Source organism: Chryseolinea soli (assembly GCF_003589925.1).
In the GTDB taxonomy this organism is placed as follows: Bacteria; Bacteroidota; Bacteroidia; order Cytophagales; family Cyclobacteriaceae; genus Chryseolinea; species Chryseolinea soli.
Window position 1 is genome coordinate 7684127 of the sequence record NZ_CP032382.1, and the last position, 24535, is coordinate 7708661.

The 24535-nt window shown below is 50.9% G+C and carries 22 protein-coding genes; 4 read left to right on the plus strand and 18 right to left on the minus strand.

All coding sequences use genetic code 11. The features are described 5' to 3' along the window. Positions 1 to 235 precede the first annotated feature (235 nt). The 3 genes from D4L85_RS32010 to D4L85_RS32025 all read left to right on the plus strand — a co-directional run bounded on the left by D4L85_RS32010 (position 236) and on the right by D4L85_RS32025 (position 4155). Positions 236 to 2128, plus strand: coding sequence for a DUF262 domain-containing protein (locus tag D4L85_RS32010; RefSeq protein WP_160144136.1), 1893 nt, complete (start codon positions 236 to 238; stop codon positions 2126 to 2128). A gap of 111 nt (positions 2129 to 2239) precedes the next feature. Continuing rightward, a complete protein-coding gene (locus D4L85_RS32015) occupies positions 2240 to 3034 on the plus strand; it encodes an FRG domain-containing protein (protein ID WP_160144137.1) in 795 nt (264 codons plus the stop codon). 521 nt (positions 3035 to 3555) lie between these two features. Further along, entirely contained in the window at positions 3556 to 4155 is a 600-nt protein-coding gene (locus D4L85_RS32025; RefSeq protein WP_119758180.1) for a DsbA family oxidoreductase, read from the plus strand. A 103-nt stretch (positions 4156 to 4258) separates the two neighbouring features. On the opposite strand, the gene D4L85_RS32030 is transcribed toward D4L85_RS32025, so the two are convergent. Continuing rightward, on the minus strand, positions 4259 to 5575 hold the full coding sequence (locus tag D4L85_RS32030; protein WP_119758181.1) for a sialidase family protein: 1317 nt from the start codon (positions 5573 to 5575) through the stop codon (positions 4259 to 4261). Positions 5576 to 5930: 355 nt separating this feature from the next. Between D4L85_RS32030 and D4L85_RS32040 the strand changes: the two genes are divergently transcribed. Then, the gene (locus tag D4L85_RS32040) at positions 5931 to 6677 is read left to right on the plus strand and encodes a coiled-coil domain-containing protein (protein ID WP_160144138.1); all 747 of its coding nucleotides are present in this window, start codon (positions 5931 to 5933) and stop codon (positions 6675 to 6677) included. Positions 6678 to 6731: 54 nt separating this feature from the next. Here the strand turns inward: D4L85_RS32040 and flxY are convergent, their stop codons facing one another. The 17 genes from flxY to D4L85_RS32120 all read right to left on the minus strand — a co-directional run bounded on the left by flxY (position 6732) and on the right by D4L85_RS32120 (position 24527). Next, entirely contained in the window at positions 6732 to 8024 is a 1293-nt protein-coding gene (gene flxY, locus D4L85_RS32045; RefSeq protein WP_119758184.1) for a flexirubin biosynthesis putative acyl-CoA ligase FlxY, read from the minus strand. Next, entirely contained in the window at positions 8021 to 8395 is a 375-nt protein-coding gene (gene acpS, locus D4L85_RS32050; RefSeq protein ID WP_119758185.1) for a holo-ACP synthase, read from the minus strand. The genes flxY and acpS overlap by 4 nt, the downstream gene beginning before the upstream one ends. After that, entirely contained in the window at positions 8392 to 10050 is a 1659-nt protein-coding gene (locus D4L85_RS32055; protein ID WP_119758186.1) for a C45 family autoproteolytic acyltransferase/hydolase, read from the minus strand. Before D4L85_RS32055 ends, acpS begins: the two co-directional genes overlap by 4 nt. Continuing rightward, entirely contained in the window at positions 10031 to 11554 is a 1524-nt protein-coding gene (locus D4L85_RS32060; protein WP_119758187.1) for a phytoene desaturase family protein, read from the minus strand. The genes D4L85_RS32055 and D4L85_RS32060 overlap by 20 nt, the downstream gene beginning before the upstream one ends. A gap of 53 nt (positions 11555 to 11607) precedes the next feature. Beyond that, positions 11608 to 15441 (minus strand): trifunctional MMPL family transporter/lysophospholipid acyltransferase/class I SAM-dependent methyltransferase, encoded by a 3834-nt coding sequence (locus tag D4L85_RS32065; RefSeq protein WP_119758188.1) that lies wholly within the window; start codon positions 15439 to 15441, stop codon positions 11608 to 11610. A gap of 2 nt (positions 15442 to 15443) precedes the next feature. Then, positions 15444 to 15779 (minus strand): DUF2062 domain-containing protein, encoded by a 336-nt coding sequence (locus D4L85_RS34895; RefSeq protein ID WP_236849093.1) that lies wholly within the window; start codon positions 15777 to 15779, stop codon positions 15444 to 15446. 14 nt (positions 15780 to 15793) lie between these two features. Next, complete coding sequence (locus D4L85_RS32070; protein WP_228450697.1) at positions 15794 to 16624, minus strand: glycosyltransferase family 2 protein; 831 nt, start codon at positions 16622 to 16624, stop codon at positions 15794 to 15796. Beyond that, a complete protein-coding gene (locus D4L85_RS32075; protein WP_119758189.1) occupies positions 16624 to 16992 on the minus strand; it encodes an ApeI family dehydratase in 369 nt (122 codons plus the stop codon). Before D4L85_RS32075 ends, D4L85_RS32070 begins: the two co-directional genes overlap by 1 nt. Continuing rightward, positions 16989 to 17612, minus strand: coding sequence for a flexirubin biosynthesis protein LolB2 (lolB2, locus tag D4L85_RS32080; protein ID WP_160144139.1), 624 nt, complete (start codon positions 17610 to 17612; stop codon positions 16989 to 16991). Before lolB2 ends, D4L85_RS32075 begins: the two co-directional genes overlap by 4 nt. Further along, on the minus strand, positions 17593 to 18255 hold the full coding sequence (gene lolA2, locus D4L85_RS32085; protein WP_228450698.1) for a flexirubin biosynthesis/transport protein LolA2: 663 nt from the start codon (positions 18253 to 18255) through the stop codon (positions 17593 to 17595). Before lolA2 ends, lolB2 begins: the two co-directional genes overlap by 20 nt. Beyond that, positions 18248 to 19021, minus strand: a complete 774-nt coding sequence (locus D4L85_RS32090; protein WP_119758191.1) for a polysaccharide deacetylase family protein — start codon at positions 19019 to 19021, stop codon at positions 18248 to 18250. Before D4L85_RS32090 ends, lolA2 begins: the two co-directional genes overlap by 8 nt. Further along, positions 19015 to 20043 (minus strand): beta-ketoacyl synthase chain length factor, encoded by a 1029-nt coding sequence (locus D4L85_RS32095; RefSeq protein ID WP_119758192.1) that lies wholly within the window; start codon positions 20041 to 20043, stop codon positions 19015 to 19017. Before D4L85_RS32095 ends, D4L85_RS32090 begins: the two co-directional genes overlap by 7 nt. 32 nt (positions 20044 to 20075) lie before the next feature. Continuing rightward, complete coding sequence (locus D4L85_RS32100; protein WP_119758193.1) at positions 20076 to 21272, minus strand: beta-ketoacyl-[acyl-carrier-protein] synthase family protein; 1197 nt, start codon at positions 21270 to 21272, stop codon at positions 20076 to 20078. Between the two features lie 3 nt (positions 21273 to 21275). Next, complete coding sequence (locus tag D4L85_RS32105; protein ID WP_119758194.1) at positions 21276 to 21533, minus strand: phosphopantetheine-binding protein; 258 nt, start codon at positions 21531 to 21533, stop codon at positions 21276 to 21278. 3 nt (positions 21534 to 21536) lie between these two features. Continuing rightward, positions 21537 to 22142, minus strand: coding sequence for a beta-ketoacyl-[acyl-carrier-protein] synthase family protein (locus D4L85_RS32110; RefSeq protein ID WP_119758195.1), 606 nt, complete (start codon positions 22140 to 22142; stop codon positions 21537 to 21539). A gap of 3 nt (positions 22143 to 22145) precedes the next feature. Then, a complete protein-coding gene (locus D4L85_RS32115) occupies positions 22146 to 23387 on the minus strand; it encodes an NAD(P)/FAD-dependent oxidoreductase (RefSeq protein WP_119758196.1) in 1242 nt (413 codons plus the stop codon). A gap of 72 nt (positions 23388 to 23459) precedes the next feature. Continuing rightward, positions 23460 to 24527 carry a methyltransferase gene (locus D4L85_RS32120; protein WP_119758197.1) on the minus strand — a complete coding sequence of 356 codons (1068 nt, stop codon included), beginning with the start codon at positions 24525 to 24527 and terminating at the stop codon, positions 23460 to 23462. Between the last annotated feature and the right edge of the window lie 8 nt (positions 24528 to 24535).

A 24535-nucleotide genomic window follows, 5' to 3' on the forward strand; every position in this document is an offset into this window, starting at 1 on the left:
AAAAGTATCCCAAGATATTAACTGATGAATCAGAACGATGCGTCACATAGACTAATCCAATTCTTTGCAGCATTAGATTTATCAGCATCCCCGACGATCCAACGGTCGGCGCCGCAACTCCCACTCGGTCTTCGATCGGGCAGGGACATAGCAAAATATTCTTTTTGTCTTCAAACGTCAACCACCCACGGGCTAGGCAAAGTCTCTTGGTCAAATGCCACAGCTTAAAAACATTATGACAAAACCGACGCCTCTAAAGTCCACTACCCTTACATTGGGAGAAATTTTCAACGAAGGATTTCGCTCCTTTGAAATCCCGGACTACCAAAGATCTTATTCCTGGGAAAAAAGCCATCGAACTGATCTTCTCAACGACATTGAGAACACAAGCATGCTATCGAATTATAAGCACTTCGCTGGCACCATTGTCGTCAAGGAAAAAGGCAACGTTGATGGTGTAACTAGTTTCGAAGTTGTTGATGGGCAGCAACGCATGACATCGTTGGTAATGCTGCTTTCAGTTTTGGCCCAAAGAAAGTTCCTACCGCAAGATCAGATTGCCTACATAAATACCACTTTCCTGTTTAGAGGCAAGGACTCGGGAAACACCATTCGGCTATTTAAGCTTAACGGAAACCTTGATAACTATTTTTATCGGAAACTTGAGCAATGGGACTACACGTCTGAAGAGCACGCAACCAAAGCCCAAGCAAACATTGATAACGCATTTTCGGAATTCAACAACTGGTTGGAAGACGGTGTCGCGAAGGACCCTTCGTTTACCAAAACTATCTACTCAACTATCACCGAGAAAATTGTCTTTCTCTTTCATGTGCCGGATTCCCCCGCAGAGGTAGGATTAATGTTCGAAGTCATCAATAACCGCGGCAAAAAACTGAGTGAACTTGAAAAAATTAAGAACTACCTGATATACTATGCGGAGAAAGCAGGATACCGCGATATTGCCACAGCCGTGGCTGACAACTGGGGTAAGATCCTGTACAACCTGAATGCCTGCAATCAAACGTCCAATGAACAAGAAGATTCGTTCCTACGATTTACCTGGATAGTGTTTGAGCGCGCTAATAAGGCAGAAAGCTATTATGTCTACAACAATATAAAAAGAGATTACCCGGGGCTGCCAGACTCTAATTGGCGGAGACTAAAAGCCTATGTAGAGTTCATTGCAGAATGCGCACAGACTTATAATAAACTATTAACACAAAACCTGGTGGTAGATCCTCGTGAACAGAAGATCTTAAAACAGATCAGCTTCCAGGGGTCGAGAGCTTCGATTACCCCTCTGATACTGGCAGTGTATTCTAAAGTCAAAGAAAGCGAACAACGAATTGAGCTTTTAGCCATTCTGGAGAAGCTGAATTTCCGATTCTATGGATGTGGGGTTGCCTCCCGCGCTGACGTAAAGAATGGTCATTTATTCGGAACCGCCAATGAATTCTTCAACAACTACAACATCAATGATCATGCGACTGAATGGCTTAAACAGGACTTGCTTGACTTCGTTGAGAGAGAATGCAACGATGAAAGATTCATTCAAGCCTTGGTGGTAAGTAGCGAAAACCCGCGTAATTATTTCTATTGGAATAATCTCAAATACTTTTTGGCCAACTATGAAGAAAACATAGCCGCCAGCGTTCACGAGAAAGAAGACTTCACAAGATTCTTACTTGAGCAAGACCCAGAAACCAAAAACGCGAACTTTGAGAAAGAGCACATAATCGCTACCAATGAGTGCACGGCACTTGTGGAGGCAGAGGACCTCCACAAGTGGAGGCTAGGAAACTTCGTATTGCTTAGGCCGACAATAAACAAGTCCATTCAGGATGCACCTCTCTATCAAAAACTGATTGCTTATACCGAAAAAATTGACCAGTATTTAACTCCTCGTTCAGTTGCAGAACTCAGTAAATTATACGGAGTTGAAAACATCGCCAAAGAGCAATCCATCTACACCAGGGAATTCCTCATAAGGTTTCTCGACCAACGCGAGGAGAAGCTAATCAACTTCGCATTGCGGCGTTGGGGGTTGGGAAAGGGGAGGAAGATTCTCGTCAATTCCATTTCTGACCAGACGCCCGCATATAGATTCGAAGGTTACCAAGATTGAAACTGAAACCAGATCGCCACTATGCACCCTATTACAACCATCATTAAATCTTACCACGAAAAAAGCACCTTAAGACTTTCAAGGAACAGTAAGGTTGGAAAAACTTACAAAATGGGAAAAACAAGTGTCGCACAAATTAGAACGTCAAGCGGATATCCCGTGGCCACATTCCGGCAGCTCCTTGACGAGGTCGCATTCGTGACCATCAATAACAGGAATTTCGAAATGTTTTTTCGCGGCCAAAGAGAGGACCACAAAGATCGCCTCAAAAAAACAAAAATCTATCCATCTATCTTTCGTCCCTTACCAGGCAAAAAAGCCGTTACAAGGAGTTTGCTTGAAAAGCGACATTACGAATTACACGCATTGATCAATGGCGCAAGAGCGGACCAGGGACTTATCGAAAAATACTCCAACGACCCGTTCATTTCCTTTGATGAATTTCATATTGCCCAGTTCCAGCACTATGGTATTGTGGAGACACCATTTATAGATATCACGCAGTCATTACGGGTGGCCGCATCGTTTGCACTTCGAAACTCTCAAGAAGGCTATTTGTACGTTTTTGGCCTGCCCTATCCGAACGGAAGCATTTCACATTTTATCGATCAGCAAATTGTTCTAGTCAAACTGCAAAATGTTTCACCGGTAGACGCATATAGACCAAGATACCAGGAAGGTTACTTAGTTGGAAAATTTCCCATCACGGCATCCAAGGAAGCAGGTGATAACCTGGCCAGGCGAATGATTGCAAAATTCAAGCTCGAAAATTCCAATGGAAAATTTTGGGACCCCGATTTTACTCAGATTAAGGATGAGATACTTTTTCCTGAAAACGACCAGCACGAGATATTCTTGGAAAATCTAAAAAGAAATACCCTTCCAGAGTTTTCAGCAAAGCGATGACGTTTGTCGCGGACTTGCCTGGTTTGGTTCAGTCAGAGTTCCTTGCCTTGAAGCACAATCCTTACTTATCGTGACGAAGCCCCTGAAAGGAAGGGTGCCTCACATGACCATCATCCGTGAACTCAACATATTGAATCTGCGCCAAATGATTAAGGTTTGATCCAATGGTAGTCTTTCTCTTTTTCACCGGAATTTCCAATGTAGAGATTCCGACCCCCTTGACCACTTCATTTCGTGAGGGCATGATCACCATAAGTTTATTAAATATAGGTTCAATGGTGTTGAGTTCTTTCTAGTAGTCGCTTCTTGCTTCAACGGATTGGTCACTTGCTTTTAGAATTCGAAACATTTTCTAACTTCGTGTGCCAACAGATGCTATAAAGTTTCTTCTGGGTTTTTTCCAGTCTTTTTAAGCGCTCTTGAGGGACTTTTTGTTGCGAGTTTGTTGCTTTAGCCACTTAACGTACTGATAATGAAGGCTTAGAATATGCTATATTGGCAAACGCCGCATCGAAAAGGCCATGGCCGATGTGGCTTCCGAATACGATTTCGATGTCCATTACCTGCCTTTCGAGCTTAACCCCGATATGCCCGCCGAAGGCAAGAACCAAAAACAATACCTGGCCAATAAATTTGGCGGCGAGGCCCGCTACGAGCAGATCACGCAACACACCACCCGCGTTGCCGGCGACGAGGGGCTGGCTTTCGATTTCTCAAAACAAAACGTTTCTCCCAATACGCGGCTGGCACACGTGCTCATTCAGGCCGCTGCAGAAGATGGCAAGCAATTGGCCTTGACCGAGGCATTCTTCAAAGCCTATTTCACGGACGGTGTCGATCTTTCTAAAAAAGAAAATCTGATCGACGTAGCCGTGGGTGCGGGTTGGCAAAAAGAAAAAGCCGAAGCTGCACTCGCCGATGAAACCGCCGTGGCACAGGTGGCCTTTACCGAAAAAGAAATGTCCAAGCTGGGGATCAGCGGGGTGCCCTTCTACATCATCAACAATAAGTATGGGGTGTCGGGGGCTCAGGCCTCTGATGCTTTTGTGAAGGCCTTCAAGGAAATCGGCGTTGAGATGGCACAGGGTGCAGCCTGCGATGTGGATGGTAACAACTGTTGATGCGTTTGGCGGCTGATCAAATATTGATGAACCGCCTCACCTTCGCTAAGCTTCGGCAAGCAAAGTCACTCAAGAAATTTCTAGAAGAAAGAAGTAGCGCTTGCTACTTCTTCTTTTTTGCGGTCTGTGGTGCCGGTGGGGTGATGATGTCTGCTTCCTTGATCACGGCCGTCCAGAGGCTTGGTTTGCCGTCGTCGGTGCGTGACCATAGGGGTGTGATGATTCCTTTGTAGGCTGAGATGCTGTTGCGCGTGTCGAGGCCTGGGGCTTCTGTGGGCACAAAAGGGGTTTCGCTGATCTTTACGTTTTGAAAGTTTGTGCCGCCGTTTGACGAGTAGGCCATGTATACGTCGGTCTGTGTGTCGCCGTATGCATGACGGTCGAAATACAAGATGTATAAATTGCCGTTGGCAGGGTCGATTGCAACGGCGGGATTGTATTGGTGTCCTTTGCTGTCTTCGCCGATGCGGATGGGTGATGTCCAATTGTCGCCATAGTTGAGGGAGCGCATAAACCACACGTCGGTGTCGTCAGCGCCGTTGCGTTGGTCGGTCCACACCAAGTAGAGGCTTCCCCTCAGTTTGCCCTTGCTTTTGTCGATCAGCAGAATGGGAAAGCTCTGGCTGCTGGCCACGCCGGGGACCTTCAGATTCCAGCCCCCACGTTGTTCGGTCACGCCGATATCGTTGGTGAGCCACATGCTGCCGCCGCTAAACGAGCGGTCCATAAATATTTTATTCTGGTTGGCCCAGGTCACAAACACTTTTCCATCGGAGGTGATGGCCGGCATCGCGCCCTCGGCGCTGGAGCCCTCGTCCTTGCAATCGCCCGGGGTTTGAGAAAGCTCGAAGGGCTTGCTCCACTTCTTTCCGTTCGACGATGTGCTGTACAAAATCCGCGACTGGCAGCTTGCCTCTTCGCTCTTATAGGCATCAAATTCCGTCCAGGCCATCAGCAAATTGTTTTTGGCGTCCAACGTCACGGCCGGGCGGAACTGATCCTTGGGCGCGTTGAGGCCAACCCCACCGCCCTCTTCCCAGGTTTTGCCGCCATCTTTCGAAATGTGACAAAGGATCTGGTCGAGGCTCTTCTCATTCTTCAGGCCTTCGCCGCTGGGGTCCGACAGGTGAAAAGCATAGACGGTGCCGTTGTCGTCGGCAATCAGTACCGGGTGACCGTACAGGCCGCCGGTAGACGTTAGCTTGGAGGCTGCCCACGTCTGGCTTTCATCGGATGAATAATAGATATTGTCCGGGGCGGTAGCCACCACAACACTGACGGCTTTGTCGCCGCTCACGGCAATGGAGGCTTCCAGGCCTGTGGCGCCGGCAGGGGCGTCGGCTATCTTTATATTCTTGATCTGGGCTTGTACACTGAATGAGCATGAACACAACGCGAGCAACCAGGTGGTTTTTTTCATATGATCCTTTTTCGAGCCTGAATATACGCAACGATCGTTTTGCACATCAACATAGGGGCTTTCTATTTATCATCTTATCATCGGGAGTAACCCGTCGGATCTTTGCCTAACGGTTCCGATGATGATCCGCTCCCGTTTTTCGCACACGATTCCGTTCCCAATTTTCCCTCTGTGATACCCAAGTTGTAGAAATACTCCCCAAAATCGCTGAGGGTTAGTGCCTTACATCCCGCTAAAAAGGTGAGCTTTTTCCATTCGACCCCCGAAATCAGCATTTCGTCGGCAAAAATAAAGGGTTTTATTTTCTGTCCATCCTTTTGCAATCCCCTGATCAAGAAACTTAAATTCAAAAGTTATGATTAGAAAACTCGTGTTCGCATTACCTGTAGCAGGTATGATATTATTGGGAAGCTGCGATAAGAAAGAAAAAGAACAGCTTAAGGCTCAGGTTGACTCTTTGAAGACCGAACTTCAAACCAGCCAACAAACGGCCGCACAATTGTCAGAGATCGGTACGTTGATCGACTCCATTGACGCCAGCCGTCAATTGCTTCGTACAGACGTTGTAGAAGGCACTTCCTATACCGACTATAAGAGCCGTCTGCAAAGCATCAACAACCACATCAAAGACACACAGACAAAGATCGCTCAACTTGAAAAGTCTTTGAAGTCTGTTAAGGGCGGATATGCAACGACCATCAAGAGACTGAAAGCCGACCTGGAACTGAGCACGCAACAAATTGCTGCCCTGCAAAGCGAAGTGGATCGGATGAGAAGCGAAAATACTTCGCTGGCCAAAACGGTGACCGAAAAAGATTCTATCCTCACTACCAAGCTTGAAACCATCAAGATGAAAGAGCAGGATGTGGCTAACCTGGAAGCTCGCGTAGAAGAAGTGAATGCAGCATCCAAGGCCAGCCAAGCTGACTTGTACTTTGCACAAGCCCAAGCGCTCGAAACCGCTGCCGACAGAACCAAGTTTGCGCCCAAGAAAAAGAAAGAGACCCGTCGTGAAGCCCTTGAGCTTTACAAGCTGTCGCTCTCTCTTGGAAAATCTGAAGCGCAGGCCCGCATAGACGAACTCGAAAAAGAACTTTCCTAATATAGATTTGGTAGTAGGTTTGATAAGGCTGATGTTGCAAAACATCAGCCTTTTCTATTTACGACTGTCGATAAACTTTTTGATCTTCCTCCCCGCGTGCTGGAGTTTTTCCAACGCCGGGGGTGTGCTGAACAGGATGGTGGGAACCACGCGCAAACGCGATTGGAATGCCGCCCGCAGCCGATCGGCCGTTTTTTCTTTTTGTTCCTCCACGGCCAGGATGTGAAGGTTAAGTTCATCCGTCCCCAATTCGCCGGTCACCGCCTCGACGGCATAGTCCACGACGCCTTCCACCTGGTTCAGTATCTCGAAAATTCCGGGCGGATATAGGGTGGTGCCCTTCAGCTTGATCATTTGTTGTTTTCTTCCGATGACGGGACCTAGTCTCACCGTTGTTCTTCCACAGCTACAGGTTTCATGAAAGGCCGCTGCCATGTCGCCGGTTTTATAACGCAGCAACGGCATGGCCTCCACGCCCAAGGTGGTGATGGTCACCTCGCCCACTTCCCCGGGCTTTACCGATTTGTCGTTGGCATCCAACACCTCGAGGATGATCAGCTCCGGATGGTGATGCCCCCCGTTGCCTTGGCCACATTCGGTGAAGGCGGTTTGCATTTCAGTGGAGGCATAGGTACTGTAGAGCTTGAGATCCCACGCGTCCACGATCTTTTTACCCAACGCATTGTATTGCAGGTCGGCTGTGCGCAGGCTTTCGCCGATGCAGATGGCACGTTGGATGGAACATTGCTCCAAATCGATGCGATGCTCCCGGGCATACTCGATCAGCTTCACGATGAAGGAGGGCACACCTACGAGCACCGTAGGCTTAAGACGTTGGATGGTCTCCCACTGCATGGCCGGCAACCCGGGCCCCACGCGGATGAGGCCCGCTCCCAGTTTATGGATGCCTTGATAATAAGCAATACCCGCCATGAATTGGCGGTCCAGCGTGAGCATGAGTTGATACAGATCGTTGGACGAGCCGTCGGCACAGGCAAAAGAAATGGCTTCGTTGTAGGCCAGGCGTTGCAGATCGTTTTCGGTCAGGGCCACGATCACCGGACTACCCAGCGTTCCCGAGGTACTCGTGTATTCAGCAATACGCTCGCGCGGCACGCACAGGAAATCCCAATTGTGTTGTTGAAAATCGTCTTTCGTCGTGGTGGGCAATGTGGCCAGGTCTTCCAGGCTTCGGATTGCCTGGATGTCGACGCGATGCGCATCAAATTTCTTTTTGTAGAATGGGGAATGCGTGGCCAGGTAGGTCAACGCGGTCTCTAATTTTTCTTCCTGATAGCGCTTTATAGCCGCCGCCGATTGCAGTTCTATTTCCGGGATATGACTCATTGCTCAAGTATAACTACCGCACACGCTACCGTGGCGAGGTGCGAAAGGGACAAATGTATTTTATTCCAGTTGTTTTGAAGCGCGATAGCCTTAAAATTTCCATGCAAATGAAGATGGGGCTGGCCGTGGGCATCGGGCACTACTTCGATTTCGGCCAGGTCGTAGCCCAGCGTCAGGCCTTTGCCCGTGGCTTTCAGAAAGGCCTCCTTGGCGGCGAAGCGGGCGGCATAGCTTTGATCGGCGTGGGTCTGCGCCTCGCAGAAGGTGATCTCCTGCGGGGAAAATATCTTCTCGCGAAAGCCTTTATTCTTGCGCACCTTTTCCATGACGCGGTCCACTTCGATCATATCCATGCCCACGCCCACGATCATTTGATACCGGCTTTACAATGTTCCAGATTTTTTTGCATGTGCTCCCGCTCTTGTTGGGTAGCCACTTCTTTTTTCAATCCCTCTTCATAAAACGGCATCGCTTTTTTCCATTCTTTATGATCCACATAGAAATCGCCGGCCAGCATGTAGGCGTGGTACGACTGCGGATTCCACTTCACCAGGCTGTCGGGTATCAAGTCTGTCCGCGGATTGAAGGGAAATCTATAGGGGTGAAATTTGACGTATTGCCGGTAGGCGTTTGTCAGCAAAAATGAATCGGCGGGGATCGTCAGATCTTGTTCGATGATCTCTTCATTGGCCGTCATGTTCTTTGCAAAGATCTTGTGGAGATCGTAGCACACAAACTTGCCCAGTTGCCACGGGGCAGTGGAGATCCACACCAAACCTTTTTCGGGTTGGAAGATGATGCCGTGATGGGCCACGAGTTGGTTGATGGCTTTCTCATTGCCCATGCCGATATCTTCGCCACCCAGCCCTTGCTGGTTCCGGAGGATGACCGCCGTTTTTTGTACGGAGTTCTTTCCCTGTTGTGCCAGCAATTCTTTTACGCGCTTGAAGCGATACGGGGAAGCGCTCGTGGCCATATGGTCTTTATTTAGTTGCGTCTCGCCCAACGTCTTACCCTGAAAATGATTGGTGCTGATGATGTAGTTTTCTTTCGTCTCAAAAAAATCCATGCCGTCGGGCGTTTTCTCGATGATGGCCGCCTTGCCATCGCGGGCTGAGCCAATGAGAAACGATTCGGCGACGAACATTTTTCGCTTGGCGGCGATGCCCTGGGCTTCCTTGATGTTGGTTGCATATTGCAAGATCTCGCGCGCTACCAGCGACACCGGTGTGGCCGAAGCGGAAGGGATCTCCGACTTTGCGGCGTTGATCGTGACAGTGAGGCCTTGATCGTTCATACCGGACAACACACCCGTCATGCCCCCAAATGTCACCATCATGAACTTGTGACCTTTTGTGGGGTTGTAGAAGGCGATGATCTTGTCGCGTGCAAATTCATCGCCCACATAAAAATCAAAATTACGACCGATGATCAGCGTGCTGTCCTCCGACTGATCACCCCATGTGGCAAAAGACGTACAGCCTACCAGTGACATGTTCTGCAAAGCATGCCCGATGTCGTGCGCTGCGTGATAGTTGAGGATGCGTTGATACGGATCGGCGATATCGTCGAAGTCGTGAGAAGCCGCTTGGGATACGCCGTAGATCTCCTGTTTGTATTCCGTTGAGATGTTGTCGGCGAGGTCGCGGTTGAACCAGCCTACAAAATATTTCAACATACCGAGATAGAAATCCGATGGCACCAGGCGATGGATCTGATCGGTGAACACTTGTTCCTGGTATTGCACCAGATCGTGAGTGAGTTTGCCGTTGGCCACGCCGCGTTCATAGGGTGGTCCTTCGACATACAACTCATAGAGACCGCTTTCGCTTTTGCGGAACCAGTCGTTCTTCCATTTATAAAGACCCGAATCCGGTTGGGTCACGGCCTCGTCAAAGGCATCGGTCGGCGTGATCATCGGGGGTGACGTTACGGCCACGGCCCGCACATAGATCAACAGCGCTGCGATGAGCAGCACGAAGATGCCGAATATCCAGGCCAGTACTTTAAGAAACTTCTTGAGCATTCTTGATCTTTTCGATGAGATAGTCCATTCCCAACAGCTGCGAGCAAGTGAGCACGGAGCTTACCGTTACACCCAACACCCCGTGAAGATTGAGATTCTGTCCCGTCAACAATAAGTTGGGTATTTTGGTGCGTGGCGAAATGAAGGTCTTGAGGGGGTCGCGATAATCTTTTGTCAAACCGTACAAGGAGCCGTCGCTGGTGCCGATGTAATCGCGGGCCGACAGCGGGGTGGCCGACGTATAGGAATGGATAGCGTCGCGGAAGCCGGGGAACTTGCGGTCCACATAGTCGATCAGGATTTCCGATTTCTCCCGCTTAAACTCGTCATAATCCTCACCACGGCTCTCTTCTTCAGACACGGTGTTGAATGTATCCTTCCATTTTTCCACATCCTCGTAGCGCATATAGGCCATGATGGTGACACCATCGGTATACTCATCATTCATCGAGGAGGTGGTGTAGAAAAGGGCAAAGCCCATGGGCCAGTTTTCGGCGTTGTAGTTCACCACTGCCCAAGGATCCTGGGTTTCGAAATAATAATAATTGTGGTTAAGGTGTTTAAAACTGTCCTTCTTCATCACCACGTTCACATAGAACGTGCCGATGGAGTTCTCCAGATTCATAATACGGTGACGGTAGGCTTTTTTGATGACCTGGCTCTCCACCATTTCCAACGTTTGGGCGGGATGGATGTTCGAGATGAATTGCTTGCCATAAAAGCGTTCGCCTTTATCGGTTTCCACATACCGGATCTCGCCGTCTTCTTCCTGGAATTTCACGACTTTGATATGCTTCACGATCTTGCCGCCCCTCGAATTTATTTCGCGGTGCAGGTAGCGCGCGATCTGCGAGCCGCCATTCACAAAACGATACGAGCTTTCAATGTAGCTGTTCACAATGAGGGCGTGAACATAAAGCGGTGTCTTATAGGCCGACCCGGCATAGAGCAGGTTGTTGCCGGCCAGCACGCTCTGCAGTTTTTTATTGTCGGTGATCGATTCCAGATAGGTCTTGGTGTCGGTTTCCAATGCCGACATTTTATCGAACAATCCGCCGCCGCTACGGAGGTTGTAAAGCGGGAATTGGAGACACACTTCCCTGATCTTGTCACAGTAGGCGCGAATGGCCGCTTCATCATCGGGAAAGTAACCGACCATCGTGCTGATGAAGTTTTCATAGCCTTGGGCGTATTTGTACACCACGGGGTCGCCTTCAAACATAATGGCATCAAACACATCTTCGTCCATCTTCCGGAGTTTGAGCTTGTCCATGATGCCCAGGTAGCGGAAAAGCTGATAGAGGTTCTGGCCCTTATCCAAGCCGCCCACATAATGGACGCCGGAGTCGAAGATCACGCGGTCGCGCACATAGGTCTGCAAATTGCCGCCGATCTGTTTGTTCTTTTCCAGCACAATGACCTTGTAGCCCTCCTTTGCCAGGATCGTGCCACACGCCAGGCCCCCGAGGCCACTCCCCACAATCACCACATCGTATTCGTTCATGAATTCTTAAAATTAGCCGGATGAAGTCAAAACACCCTGATTTTCAGGTTTGTTCAATTTTTTTCAAACACAAAAATAACATTCGAGGTAAACTTTGCATCATCCTGCTGCGCTACTTTTAGACCGTGTTTCCGGGCAAGGGATGTAAGGTTTTGGCCCGAAACAAAATTCAGGGCATTGACCGACTTGTTGAACTTGAGGAGCTTCACCGAGAAGAATTCCGTGAGCTTCGTACCCTTGTGGCGCTCTTTCAGATCGGCATTGCCATCGCGCACAATGAGTTTGCCGCCAGGGTTCAACGCCTCGAAACACCGCGTCAGCAAGGCTTCCTGTGCATTTGTTTCCAGGTAGTGCAGCACGTCGCTGATGATGATCACGTCATATTTCTCCAACGGAAATTGTGTGACGTCGGCGCAGAAGAAATTCAAACGCCCGGTTCGCGCGTAACCATGACGGGCCGTCTCGATCTTATCTTCATCATAATCCACGCCGGTGATGATGCGCTCCGGTGAAAGGAATTGCAGCATATAGCCGAGAAATCCGTAGCCGCAGCCAAGGTCCAGGATGGTCGCTTTATGCGGGATCATGCGATGAAAAGGCTCGTAATTCTTCTCCAACCGCAGTTTCACGCGCATATACCACTCCAACACCGGGCCCTTGTAGAGATAATTCGAGATCAACCGATGGGCAAAATAATCCGGCGTTTCGATCTCGTTCGCCAGGGCCGCATATTCTTGCTTGAAATAGCGACTGATCCCCTTGGTGCGCTCGGAATAGGTTGCTCCAAAACGAGGATCGTTGGGTTCGATGCGCGGAAGAAATTTCAGGGTGAGTTCGCCTTTGTTGAGATAGAACGTTCCCTTGGGAATGGCATCCGCTGCCCCATGAATGAGTAACGGCTGAATGGCGACACCGAGTTCCTCGGCCATAAAGAATGCTCCCTTATGAAAGCGCCGCAGCTTGCCGTCCTCGGATCGCGTGCCCTCGGGGAACACGACCACAGAATATCCCTCGTCCACACGCGCCTGCAATCGCTCGATGCCCTCTTCGGCTCCCTCCGTCACCGGGTAGTAATCAGCCAATCGCACAACCCCGCCAAATACGGGCGATTTCCAAACCCACTCGTTGGTGAGCAAAATCAGTTTGGGATGGAGCAAGGTGGAAAGCAAAATATCGAGCACCGACGAGTGATTGGCAATGATCACACTGGCTTTTGAAAACGTATCCGGCTGGCGACCGATCACTCTTTTCTTCACGGTGGGTTCGAAAAAGATGAGCGCCCAGGTGATGTACCGGATCAGGGTATGATACACGATCTTTATTTTCTTTTTCCCGAAAGGGATCAAGCGAAAAACAAATCCGATCAACGTAAGTGCTATGGCACCGAGAACAAAAAATCCATAAGTAAAACCCGTGCGCAAAATCCCAACCCAGGTCCTTGGTCCAAAGCCTTTCTTTGTGCGATTCGTGATGAGCCAGCGAAACAAATACGGCTCCAGCGTCTGCGACATGATAAACACGCAGACAATGCCGATGATGGAGATAGAAGCAATGGACCGCAGGGCCGGGTGCTTGGCAAAGATCAACACGCCCAACCCGGCAATGGTGGTGGCCGCCGACAACAATATGGAGATGCGAATCGACGGGAGGTTTTTCCTGCCATAGGCATATTCCTGTTGCAACCCGTCCATGATGAAAATGCTGTAGTCGTCGCCCAAGCCAAAAATGAACGTCGACACCATCACGTTGATGATGTTGAATTCAATACCCGCCAGTGCCATGATGCCGAGGATCCAGATCCAGGTAATGAACATGGGCACAAAGGTGATGAGGGTGAGCTCAATGCGGCCAAACGAAAGGAACAACGCCCCAAACACCAACAGGGCGGTGAAGGTGACGATGAAATTAAAATCCGCGTGCACATACTCCACAAAAAGATTGGTGAGCATCTGGCGATCGAACGACTGTGCGGGGGTGGCTTCCAGTTGTTTGTAGACAAACGGTTTCCTTGCCGGGTCGACGTTGGCCAGCGAGATCACGGTCGCGCGGCCATCCTTTTCAATGATGTAGTCATCAAAAAATGCTGCCCGGATGCCAGACATGTCTTCCGAAGAAGCCGGTTGATAGGCCTTGGTGATGAGTTGATCAAAGTTGTCGATCACCTGTTGTGAAAACTTCAATGCCGTGGCTTCCTTTTTCACGGCGGCCATCACCGTTTCTTTTCTTTGAGGTGACCAGAATTCATTCCAACGGGCGATGCGCACGCGTTGGAGCGAATCGGAAATGAGGAAGAGCGATACGGAGGAAAATTTATGAAGGGCGTGGGTGTCTTTCAACGATTGCAATACCGGGGTGGCTTGCTCATTTTTCCTGAGGGCCTCTTCGAGTGTACGTCCCGTCGAAACAACATAGACTGCGCTGAGCGAAGCTTTGTTTACCTTCTCCAAACGCTCCTGGGCCTGGCGTGTCTCTTCATGCATGAAGTTCAACTTACCCATGTCGCTGTTGAAAGAAACGCGTCCTGCGAAGTAGAGAAAAACAGGGGTTGCCAGGAGAATGATGATCACCATCACTTTAGGCGATTCGAACTGCAACAGCAGGCGCTCGATTCTTCCTTCCTCCTCTGCATGAACGGGGAACATTTGCGCGGAAATAAAATGCGGCAGAAAAATCAGCGAACACAATGACGCCCCGATCAGACTGAACGCTGCAAACAAACCCAGGTCACGCAAAACCGCCGCGTTAGCAAACTGCAGACAGAAAAACGCCAGCACCGTGGTGGCACTGCCCAGCGTCATGGGGGCCACCAGGTCTTTGATGACCAGCTTCACATCGTGGGTGTGCTTCAGGTGAGCCAGGAAATGCAACGAATAGTTTACGGCAATGCCCAGGATGACCGAACCCGCCGCCAGGGCCAGGATGGAGACCGTTCCCTTCAACAGATAGATACAACAAAGCGAAAACACACCGCCAAACAGCACGGGGATCAGAATCAGAAACGGCACGCGTTTCTTCCTGAAATAGCCAATCAGCAACACGGCCAGCAACACGACCATCAGGCTCACCGTGAGCATCGAGTCGCTGCGCAATTGTGTAGCATTGCCTACCGCCACAGCCGACGCCCCAAAGTAAGACGACATCACCGGCGAATTGACGGGTGTGGTCTCTTCGACGATCTGGTTCAGCGCGGCAATAAATTTTGTATTGTTGCCCGTTTCACTGGGGCCGTACACCGGCTGAATAAAAAATAGCAAATGCCGGTGATCCTTCGTGATGATGTAACCATCGTACAATTCAAAATTTTCGTCATACTGGAGTTGACGCAGTTTCTTTAAAGCCAGGAAAGAAAAACCCAACGGATCCTGTACAATGATCTTTTTCAACGCCATGCCCGCCGGCGAGATCAATTGCTGATAATTTTCATTCAATATCTTTTGAACATTCTCCGGGCGACTCAAGGAATCCAACTGCCGGTAGTCTTTTTCATCGAGGAAGATGGGCAGTTGCGTTTGGATGGCGCGGAACACTTCCATCACCTTCTCGTCGTCGACCCGCGTCACCATTTGCTTCACATAGGGTTTCAGGTCCGTGTCGATGCGGGCGGCGATGGCTTCGGCACGGGCGATGAGGCTGTCGGGTTCGGGTGTGGTGGTGCTGTCTTTCACCGACACCATCATCACCATGCGCTCCACGAATTTGGAGTTCTTAAAAACGTAGTTCAGTTCCTCCACCCGGGGGTCGTCCGGGAAAAATTTGGTGATATCTTCTTCCAGTTCGATCTGTGATGCGCCCGCCGCCAACAAGGCGAACAGCCCCAGGAACACCGCCCAGAACAAGGGCTTGCGCCGCTGAAAGAAATCGTACAGGGAAAGAAAGATCCGGGCCATAATCAGGATTGCCGACGCTTAAAGAGTTTCAACCCCACGTAGGTCAATCCCCCAAAAATAACACCTGCCACGACAGCCAGCGTGGTGGCACCGAGAACATATTGGAAAAAGTTTTGCCACATCAGCTCCAGCGTGATGTCCTTGCTGAACGAGAGGTACTGTGCCTTCTCGCCCATCCAAATCCGGCCTGTGTAATGGCTCAAAAAGAGGATGACCGGGATCATGGGCGGTATGCTGATGTTGGCCGCGATAATGACCAGCGCCTTGTTCAATTTCAAAGCAAACGATAGCGCTATGGCAATGATCAACTGAAATCCCCACAAGGGAACGATGCCCATAAAAATACCAAAGCCTACCGAGAGGGCTTTGACGGCGTCGGATTCATGCTCCGCGAATAACTGCTCGCGGACGAACTCACTGAATTTTTTTTTTTAAAGCTCCTGAAGAAGTCGCGGGGGTGGATGTACAACAGGGCGATGGTGACCAGGAACGTGTTTAAAATGCTGATGCGCGTAAAATCCTTGAACGGCCGGAAATGCGAAATCCGCTCTTCGCGGGGCGCATAGAAAACCCGCACCGGCACTTCCGCCATCTCGATGCCGCGCCACGACGAACGCACCAGCACCTCGATCTCGAATTCGAATTTCCGCGTGATGAAAGAAGTCCTTTCTAACAGTTTCACCGGGTAAAGCCGGTAGCCGCTTTGTGTGTCGTTGCGTTTCAACCCTGTCTCCACCCAAAACCAGAAGTTGGAGAACTTGTGCCCAAAGCTGCTCTTGCCCGGCACGCTGGCCTGGTCCATGTTGCGCACACCAATGATCACTGCCGCCGGATGCTCTTCCAATGCTGTGATGAATTTGGGAAGGTCCACGGCAAAGTGTTGTCCATCCGAATCGATCGTAATAGCATAGTCGTATCCCATATCCACGGCGCGCTTAAACCCTTGCCGCAGGGCGTAACCTTTTCCTTTGTTGGGGAGATAACTGACGAGATCGATTTGAGGAAATTGTTTTAAGATTTCAGGCGTAGAATCCGTCGCGCCGTCGCAGACCACGATCACCTGGTCGGTATATTCCAACACGTCGCGGATCACCTGGCCGACCGTCTGTTCATTGTTGTAGGTCGGTACCAGTACGCATACTTTCTTTTGCTTACATAACGCTTGGAATGCTGCTGGTTCCATCAGGCAATTTTCAGCGTGGCTTTTAATTTGAAGAAGGTGACCGCACCGGCAAACAGCGTGGCGTTCACGATCCATTGGCCGGGCTCCTCCGTATAAGAAAGACTGGCCTCAACATCTTTGTTCTGATCGGGGTTGATCACAGAAAGAAACTTCATGTTATCGGCTTCGGCGATGCGCAAGGTCTTTTTGGTGGTGACCTCCATCAACTCGCGTACGATCTGCATCATGCACACCCCGGGCACGATGGGCAAGCCGGGAAAGTGACCCTCGAAGATCTTGTGGTCGCGGCGGAGGGCAAGCGTGGCTTTCACGGTGCCGGGTGTGGCTTCGTGGTGTGAGAGCGTATAAAAATCGTTGAGCAACATCATTCTTTTGTGATACGTGCCAGTTTAATCTGCATGTTGAACGTGTGGTGCTTCAGTTCCAGCATGTCCGGCGAGGGATAAGGCGAACCGGGCAGTAGCACCGTCACCTTGCGTTTCCGGGGAGCGCCCCATTCCAACCTGCGCAAAGAAGCACAATCTTTGCTGGTAATGAAATAGGCAGTTTCCTTTTTTTGCGCCACTCCAAAGAAAACCTCTTCTCCCTCCGTCCAGCGCTGGTAAACGCCTTGCCGGAACGGCAGCCCTAAAACCAGTTCAAAGTCCTTCCGAAGGGTTTGGATCACCGCTTTTTTGTTGAGCTGGTGGATGGCATTGTATACTTTAAAGTCGCCGTTGGTGAGGAACCCAAAGTCGAAGAACGTCACCCCGGCTTCGTTGGTGAACACCACACGGTAGGAGCTGTCGGGCATGTGTTTCACCAGCAGCAAGCCACTGATGTGCCTGCCCACCACGTCCACATCGGCATTGTACCACGAGGTGTTTACACGCGCCGGAACCACCTTGGCGGCGCAAACGGCATCGGGGGCCGTTGCTTGCAGCCCCTTGTAGTCGGACGCGCATCGCATGAGCAGAAGACAGCCGATGCTAAAGAGAAAACAGCGCATCGGACAGGGTGGTGTTTAAGGTTTTGTCGGTAAACGAGATCACCGTTTTGTCGCCCGAGGGTTCATTCATTTCGATAGACCGGGCCGTGTAATCTTTTTTCTCCACCTGCAACACGATGGTTTGAAAGAATTCCTTCAACGCTTTCGAAGTGGGGGTCATCTCCAGCAAATAGCCTTTGTCGTTCTCGAACACTTTCGTGGTAAAATCTTTACTATCGAGGATGGTGCCCTGCACACAATCGATCATGATGCGATTGACCTGTTGAAAGAGCTTATTGGATTTTACGTTGATCCGGTTTTCTTTCTGATCGTTCTTGACGAGCATTTTGTCGCCGTTCATCACGATCAGGTAGTGAAAGGGCTTTTGATAATCGATGCGCACGCGGTTGCTGCGCTGAAACCAGAATTTACCGGTGGACGTGATCGTCTCCGTGAGTGCCGTCAGCGTTTTTACCTGGGTAAAGTTGCTGGTGATCGTCGACACTTTTGCCGACTCGGTGGCGAATTGTTTTTTGAACGCCGCCAGGTCGGCCACCGGTTTGAAGCCGGTGTATTGCGCTTTCGCGGGATGGGAAATCAGCAACCCGATGCTCATGAGCAATCCCAGCGTCTTGAAAAAAATGGTTGTTCTTATATCACGCATATGCTCGCTCGTTCAATAATTCATCTACCCTCACAATTTTCAATCCACGTTTTGCCACGTGATCCAGGAACGCGGGGAGTATCTCCAGGGTGATATCACAGTAGTCATGAAACAGCACGACGTCGCCACCTTTCAGGGATTTTGTCACGCGCTGCATCAACATGGCGGCGTCCTTGCTCACGGTGTCGAATGACCGCACGCTCCACCCGATGGTTTTGTATCCGCCCTTCTTCACGGCTGAGGCCAGCATGGGGTTGGTCACGCCATAGGGAGGGCGAAAGAAAGCGGGTCTTGCCCCAATGGTTTCTTCGATGACCTTGTCGGTATCGGTCAACTCTTTGCCTATTTGCGCAGCGGTCTGCAGATCGAACGTGGCGGCATGCCAGTAGCTATGATTGCAGACCAAGTGGCCTGCGGAATGGATCTCTTTTGTTAATTGAGGATGAGCAGCAATGCGGTTGCCGATGCAGAAGAACGCTGCCTTCACGCCGCGCGTCTTTAAGATCTCCAGGGCTTTCTCGGTGTTGCCCGGAATAGGCCCATCATCGAACGTGATGGCGATGCTGTTGGACGCTTGATCACCCTTGTATCGCACCGGGAGAAAAAACTGCGCCGACAATACCGAGGTCCCATATCCGACTATACCTAAGTAAATAATCGCCAGGATCAAATAGCACCACCACGGCAAAGTTTCCATGGCATCGTACACCAGTATGGCTGCCAGGGTAACGATGAACACGATCGTGATGGTTTTGTATTTCAGCATGCTTCGAGTAAAATCAACGAGTGGTATTTACCAAAGTAAGAATTAAAGATCAGCACGCGTTGCAGCGGCCGGTTGGCTTTTCCGATCGACACGCTTTCCGGAACGGTTTGGGCTTCGATCATCCGTGCCGCCAGCCACACGGCAAATGCGGTGGCCGTGGGATATTCACCAGAAAGATGTTTGAAGTAGCCCTTGGCGCTGGAAGGGAAAAGTGAGCCGGCTGTGTTTTGTAAAACTTCTTCATCTGAAGCGTCGCCTTGTGTTCCCATTAAAAGCAAGTCAATGTCTGCTGTCTTCAGATTGGCATCGGCTAAAAATTGATGAACGCCATTGTTCAATGCCGTTTCGTCGGCATGATAAAATGTTGCGAGGGAATGGATCGAGACCTTGTCCTTACTGCTCTTCTCTCCTGACAAAACAAAATACGCTACGCCTTCTCCGTTTATGGCACCGGCGTGGTGTTCGTCTTTGAAGATTCCAAAGCGTTTTTGAATGGCGTGACTGGTGTCGGTGATCTCGTCGGCGGCACCCACCAAAAAATGCTGGGCGGGGGTTTCCTGCAATTCCATCAACGCATCCAGCAACGCATTCTCAAATGAAAATGCGCGCTGCGTATAGGTTTGATTGTAGCCCTGGCATTGCAACAACAAGGCTATCTGGGAGCCGATGGTGTTGTGTGTGGATTGGATGAACGGCGTCGGGTTGAGCGCATGCTCGACGTTGGTGATCATTTTGCTGAGGAAAATTCCGGTGTCCTCCAGGCATCCATAGCTGGTGCCGGTGATGATGCCGTCGGGAATAGTGATGCCAGCTTCTTTCAAGGCCATGCTGCCCGAGGCTACACCCATTTTCAAAATGCGGCTCATGCGGCGCAGTTGGCGCACGTCCATGTATTGCGTGTAGTCCGGTTCCACGCAGGTGAAGCGATTTCCGTTGGCCAGCACGGGCGTTTCCAGCAACGATGTTTCACCCCAGGTCTGCTGCGGTGAGATGTTGCCTTTGCCTTTGATGTAGATCGCCATACGCTATACTTTCGCCGACCGGAAGGGCCGTTTTAATTTTTTGAGAATATGATGGAAGAGCAATTGCCTCCAAAACCAAAGGAGTTGCTCATCACATGGTTTACCGCTATGCCGGATTCAAAACTCTTCTGGGGAACAATGCCCACCTCGGGGATCGGTGTTTCAAAACGCAGGTTCGGAAAAACACATTGCTCGCGGATCGCCATCACCGAGAACACGGCTTCAATTCCTCCACTGGCGCCGAGCGTGTGACCGGTAAATGCTTTGGTGGAGCTAAGCCTCGGATAACGGTCGCCATAGAGCCGCGCGATGGCGGTGCCTTCCGAGAGGTCGTTGTTCAACGTGCCGGTGCCGTGCAGATTGATGTAGTCGATATCCTGCGGTGAAAGTCCACTCATGGCCAGCGCTTTTTGCATGGCCCCAAACGACCCGCGCCCCTCCGGGGAAGACGCCGTTTGGTGATAGGCATCGTTCGTGTTGGCATATCCATTGACATACGCCGAAGCTTTTATTTTCTCCGCTTCCAGGACACGATCCGACACGAGCACGACAAAGGCCGCGCCCTCACCCAGGTTCAGCCCGCTGCGACTCGCATCGAACGGACGACATGGTTGCTGATCCAATATCATGAGGCTGTTGAATCCATTCAAGGTGAACTTCGAAAGCGCATCGGTCCCGCCGGCAATGACCACATCCAATTGGTTGTGCTTGATGAGCCGCGATCCCAGCGCAATGGCGTTCACCGACGAAGAGCATGCCGTGTTGATGGTGGAAATAAATCCATTCACCCCCAGGTCATCGGCAATCAGTTCCGTCGACATACCGCATTCGTGATGCAGCACGTTGCGCAGTTTGCCCTTGGCGTTGTCGGCGAGATAGTCGATGAAAAAGTTTTCGGTTCGATCCATCCCTCCCACGGTCGTGGCCGAGATCACGCCGGTGCGCCAACGCTTTATGTCCACCTTCGACGCTTTTACGGCCTCTCTTGCCGCATAGATCCCCAGCAACGCCGTGCGCGATGTGTGGGCGGGCATCCAAAGTATATCACAAAGCTCGGCATTGGAAAGCTTGACCTCTCCTACCGGAAGCACATTCTTGTAGACTGAATCAAACAGCGTGATGTGCCCGATGCCGGAGCGCTGGGCCTGAAATGCGGCCAGCGTTTCGGAGACGGAATTTCCGATGGCGGAGATGATGCCGGTGCCGGCTACATGCACGGTGCCTTTCAAGGATCAGGAAGGTTTGTTGGCCCGGATGTATTCGGCGATGGTCTTCACCGATTTGAAGATCTGCGGGCCGTCTTGCGGATTGGCCAGCTTAATGTTGTAGTGTTGCTGCAGCAGCACGATCAGTTCCAGGGCGTCGATCGAATCGAGTCCTAAACCTTCCACAAAAAGCGGCTGATCGTCGCCGATATCTTCGGGTTTCAAATGCTTCAAATTCAACGCCTCGATGATCTGCTTTTTCAGATCGGCCATCAACTGTTCCATAATTCACTGATAAAGTTTTCGAAGTTGTTCTGCAGTATGTTCCGGCGTTCCGGCCGGTTGCTGTTTTTCCAGCAAATATAAGAAAACATCGTGTTGCTCACCCAGAACATCTACCCAGCCCGCCAGGCAGGCCTGGGTCTTGTCGGTGGCCATCACCAGCTCCACGTAGGTGTGCAGCAAGACCGGGTCGAACGCGGGCGTCACAAAAAAGGCATTCTCTCCTTTTATGCCCTGCCGGATGCAAATCTCGCCGGCCACGATGTTGGCGAGCGTATACACAAATAAGGCCGGGCTCGCCAGCGTTTTGGTCGACTCGTAGTAACGAATGTCGGTATCCAGGCTGGCGTGGGCATTGGCCAGGACCAGGGCCACTTGCTCGGGTGCATAGCGCGGCAACAAGGGGGCGTCCTTCACCAGCATCTCCGCTCCCAGGAACCCCAGTTTGGACGCGCGGTCCATCTTGTAGAATTTCGGGTATGGGATGCTCATGGCTTGCAGGGCCGCGTCCAGGAAATCGTCCAGGGTGCCTTCCGTTTGGGTAAAAACCGGCTTACCCTGGTTGTACAGGGTGCGGTTGTAGATGCGGCAATATCGGGTGATGGCAGACACGGATCAGAGTGCGTCTAATCGTTCACGCACGTCGATCAATTTTGCCAGGCGTTTCAGCGACCCGGCGTGATCTTTCACATACGGGTTGCTTTGATCCCACACATAGCCCGCCAACACTGAGCAGATCTGACGCTTGATCTCGGGGTCGGGATTTTTGGAGAAGAATATTTTCTCCAGCGTGCCGTCGTACCAGGCCATGACGTAGGTCCTGAACGTGTCTACACCCTGGCGGATAAAATTCGTATAGTCATTGTCCCAATCGACGTTCTCGCCCTTCAACTTGCGGATCACCATCTTGCTGGCGGTGTGGCTCGATACGGTGGCGAACATCACACCCGAAGAGAAAATAGGATCCAGGAACTCCGTCACGTTGCCCGTGAGCACGAAGCCGTGTCCATAGAACTTATCAGTGGTTGCCGACCAGGCTTCCAGCTTCCGGGGCTCAAACACCCACTCCACATCGCCAAAGCGTTGTTTCAGATAGGCGTTGCCATCGATGAAGGTTCTGAACTGGGATGAGGGATCGCCGCCCATCGCATTGAAGTAGTCAAAGCTGCCCACAAAACCCAGCGAGGTCACGCCGGTGGAAAATGGGATGATCCACGACCAAATGCCCGGCGCATACATCACGGCGATGATGCGGTTTGGTTCGTCGTGGTTGTTGCGGTGAATGTCGTTCACATGGGCGAACACGGCCTTGCGCGGGTCCAGGTTGGATGGTTTGTCCAGGTTGAACAAGCGCGGGATCACGCGCCCATAGCCGCTGGCATCGATGATGAAGCGGGCTTCTATTTTGTCGGTCGTGCCGTCTTTTTTCTCTACGCTGGTGATCGAACTTTCGTCGGGCAGGAATTCAATGGCCGTCACGGTTGTCTCAAAATCCACCGGCACGCCGCGGCGTTGTACATCGGTGATGAGGGTAAGATCGAACTCCGCGCGCTGCACTTGCCAGGTCCACGTCCAGCCTTTTGAAAATTGATCGGAGAAATTGAAGTCGGAAACTTTCTCCTCCTTCATAAACTTCGCGCCGAACTTCTCTTGAAATTTCTTTGCTTTTACGGCATCTAAAAACTCCGCGTCCTCCAACACCTCCATACACCGCGGCAACAAGCTTTCGCCGATAACAAAACGCGGGAACTTCTCGCGCTCTACCACGCGAACCGAAAGCCCAGCCTTGTGAATCATCGCTGCGGACACCGACCCCGCCGGCCCCGCACCAATCACCAAAACATCAATTTTATTCATGCTCCTTTACTATTTGATATTTCAAACTTTCTTCGCCCGCTTTCGCTAAAGCTTCAGCGGGCGGCTAAAAAATTATCCAGGCTGACACACCAACAACGTATGGCTCACCCCAATGTAATCCTTCTCCTCCACCACTTTCAATCCCGCACGCTCCACGCACTTGATGAACACCTTCGAATCATACATCTGGCTGTTCCCATTCGCCATCACCGTAAAATACAGAGATGTCTGTTGCAGCGAGAAAGCCGACGCTTCAAACCGCTGACGATCCCAGAAAGTCTCGAGGATAAAAATTCTTCCACCCGGATTCAATGCCTTCTTGCAGCGCGTGAGGATCGACACGATCTCATCGTCCGAGAAGCAATCCAAAAACTGGCTCATCCAAACGGCATCAAATCCCTGGGGAAATTTATGCGCGTCATCCAGCACGTTGCCGGGATGAAACTTGATGCGGTTGCCATAGCCCAGCGACTCGATCTTGCCTTTTGCCCCATCTACATACCCGGGCAAATCCATGATGGTGATGTTCACATCAGGGTCGTGTGCAAAACTCTGCATCGACCACTTGCCCGTGTTCCCGCCAATGTCCAGCAAGGTTTTCGGCTTGTAGTGATACACGTGCGGAAGCACTTCGGGAAATGCATAGTCGGAATAGAAATGGTCGAACGAGAACCAGCTCTTCTTGGCTTTCTCAGGAAGGTTGGTCGACAAGGCCTGGTAGATGGTAGGCCACTCGCCGAAAACTTTAAGGCCTTCTGGTTTTTGATTTTTGATGCTCTCCTCCAGGAAGTACATGCCGTTGTAGCACACGTCGTGGGTGAAGTCCATGTTCACTTTCGTGAGTTCGTCGTGCAAAATGAAGTAGGTCGTCTTGGTGATCTTGTATTTTCCTTCGGAGAGGACGAGCAGGCCGATACCCAGGGCGGCTTCCACCAATACGCGGATGCCATAGGCGGGTAGATTTATTTTCTCGTTGAGTTGTTCCAGCGTAATGCCTTCTCTGTGGGACTCCACGGTGGTTAGAATTCCACTGTCACGCAACACGCGGGTGGCCTGGAAAACGAACGGTGCAAACGTGATCCATTGTGCTTCTTCTTTTGCCTGCAGGGCCGTCAGTTTTTCTTTCTCGTAAAAATTCATGTTTAAAA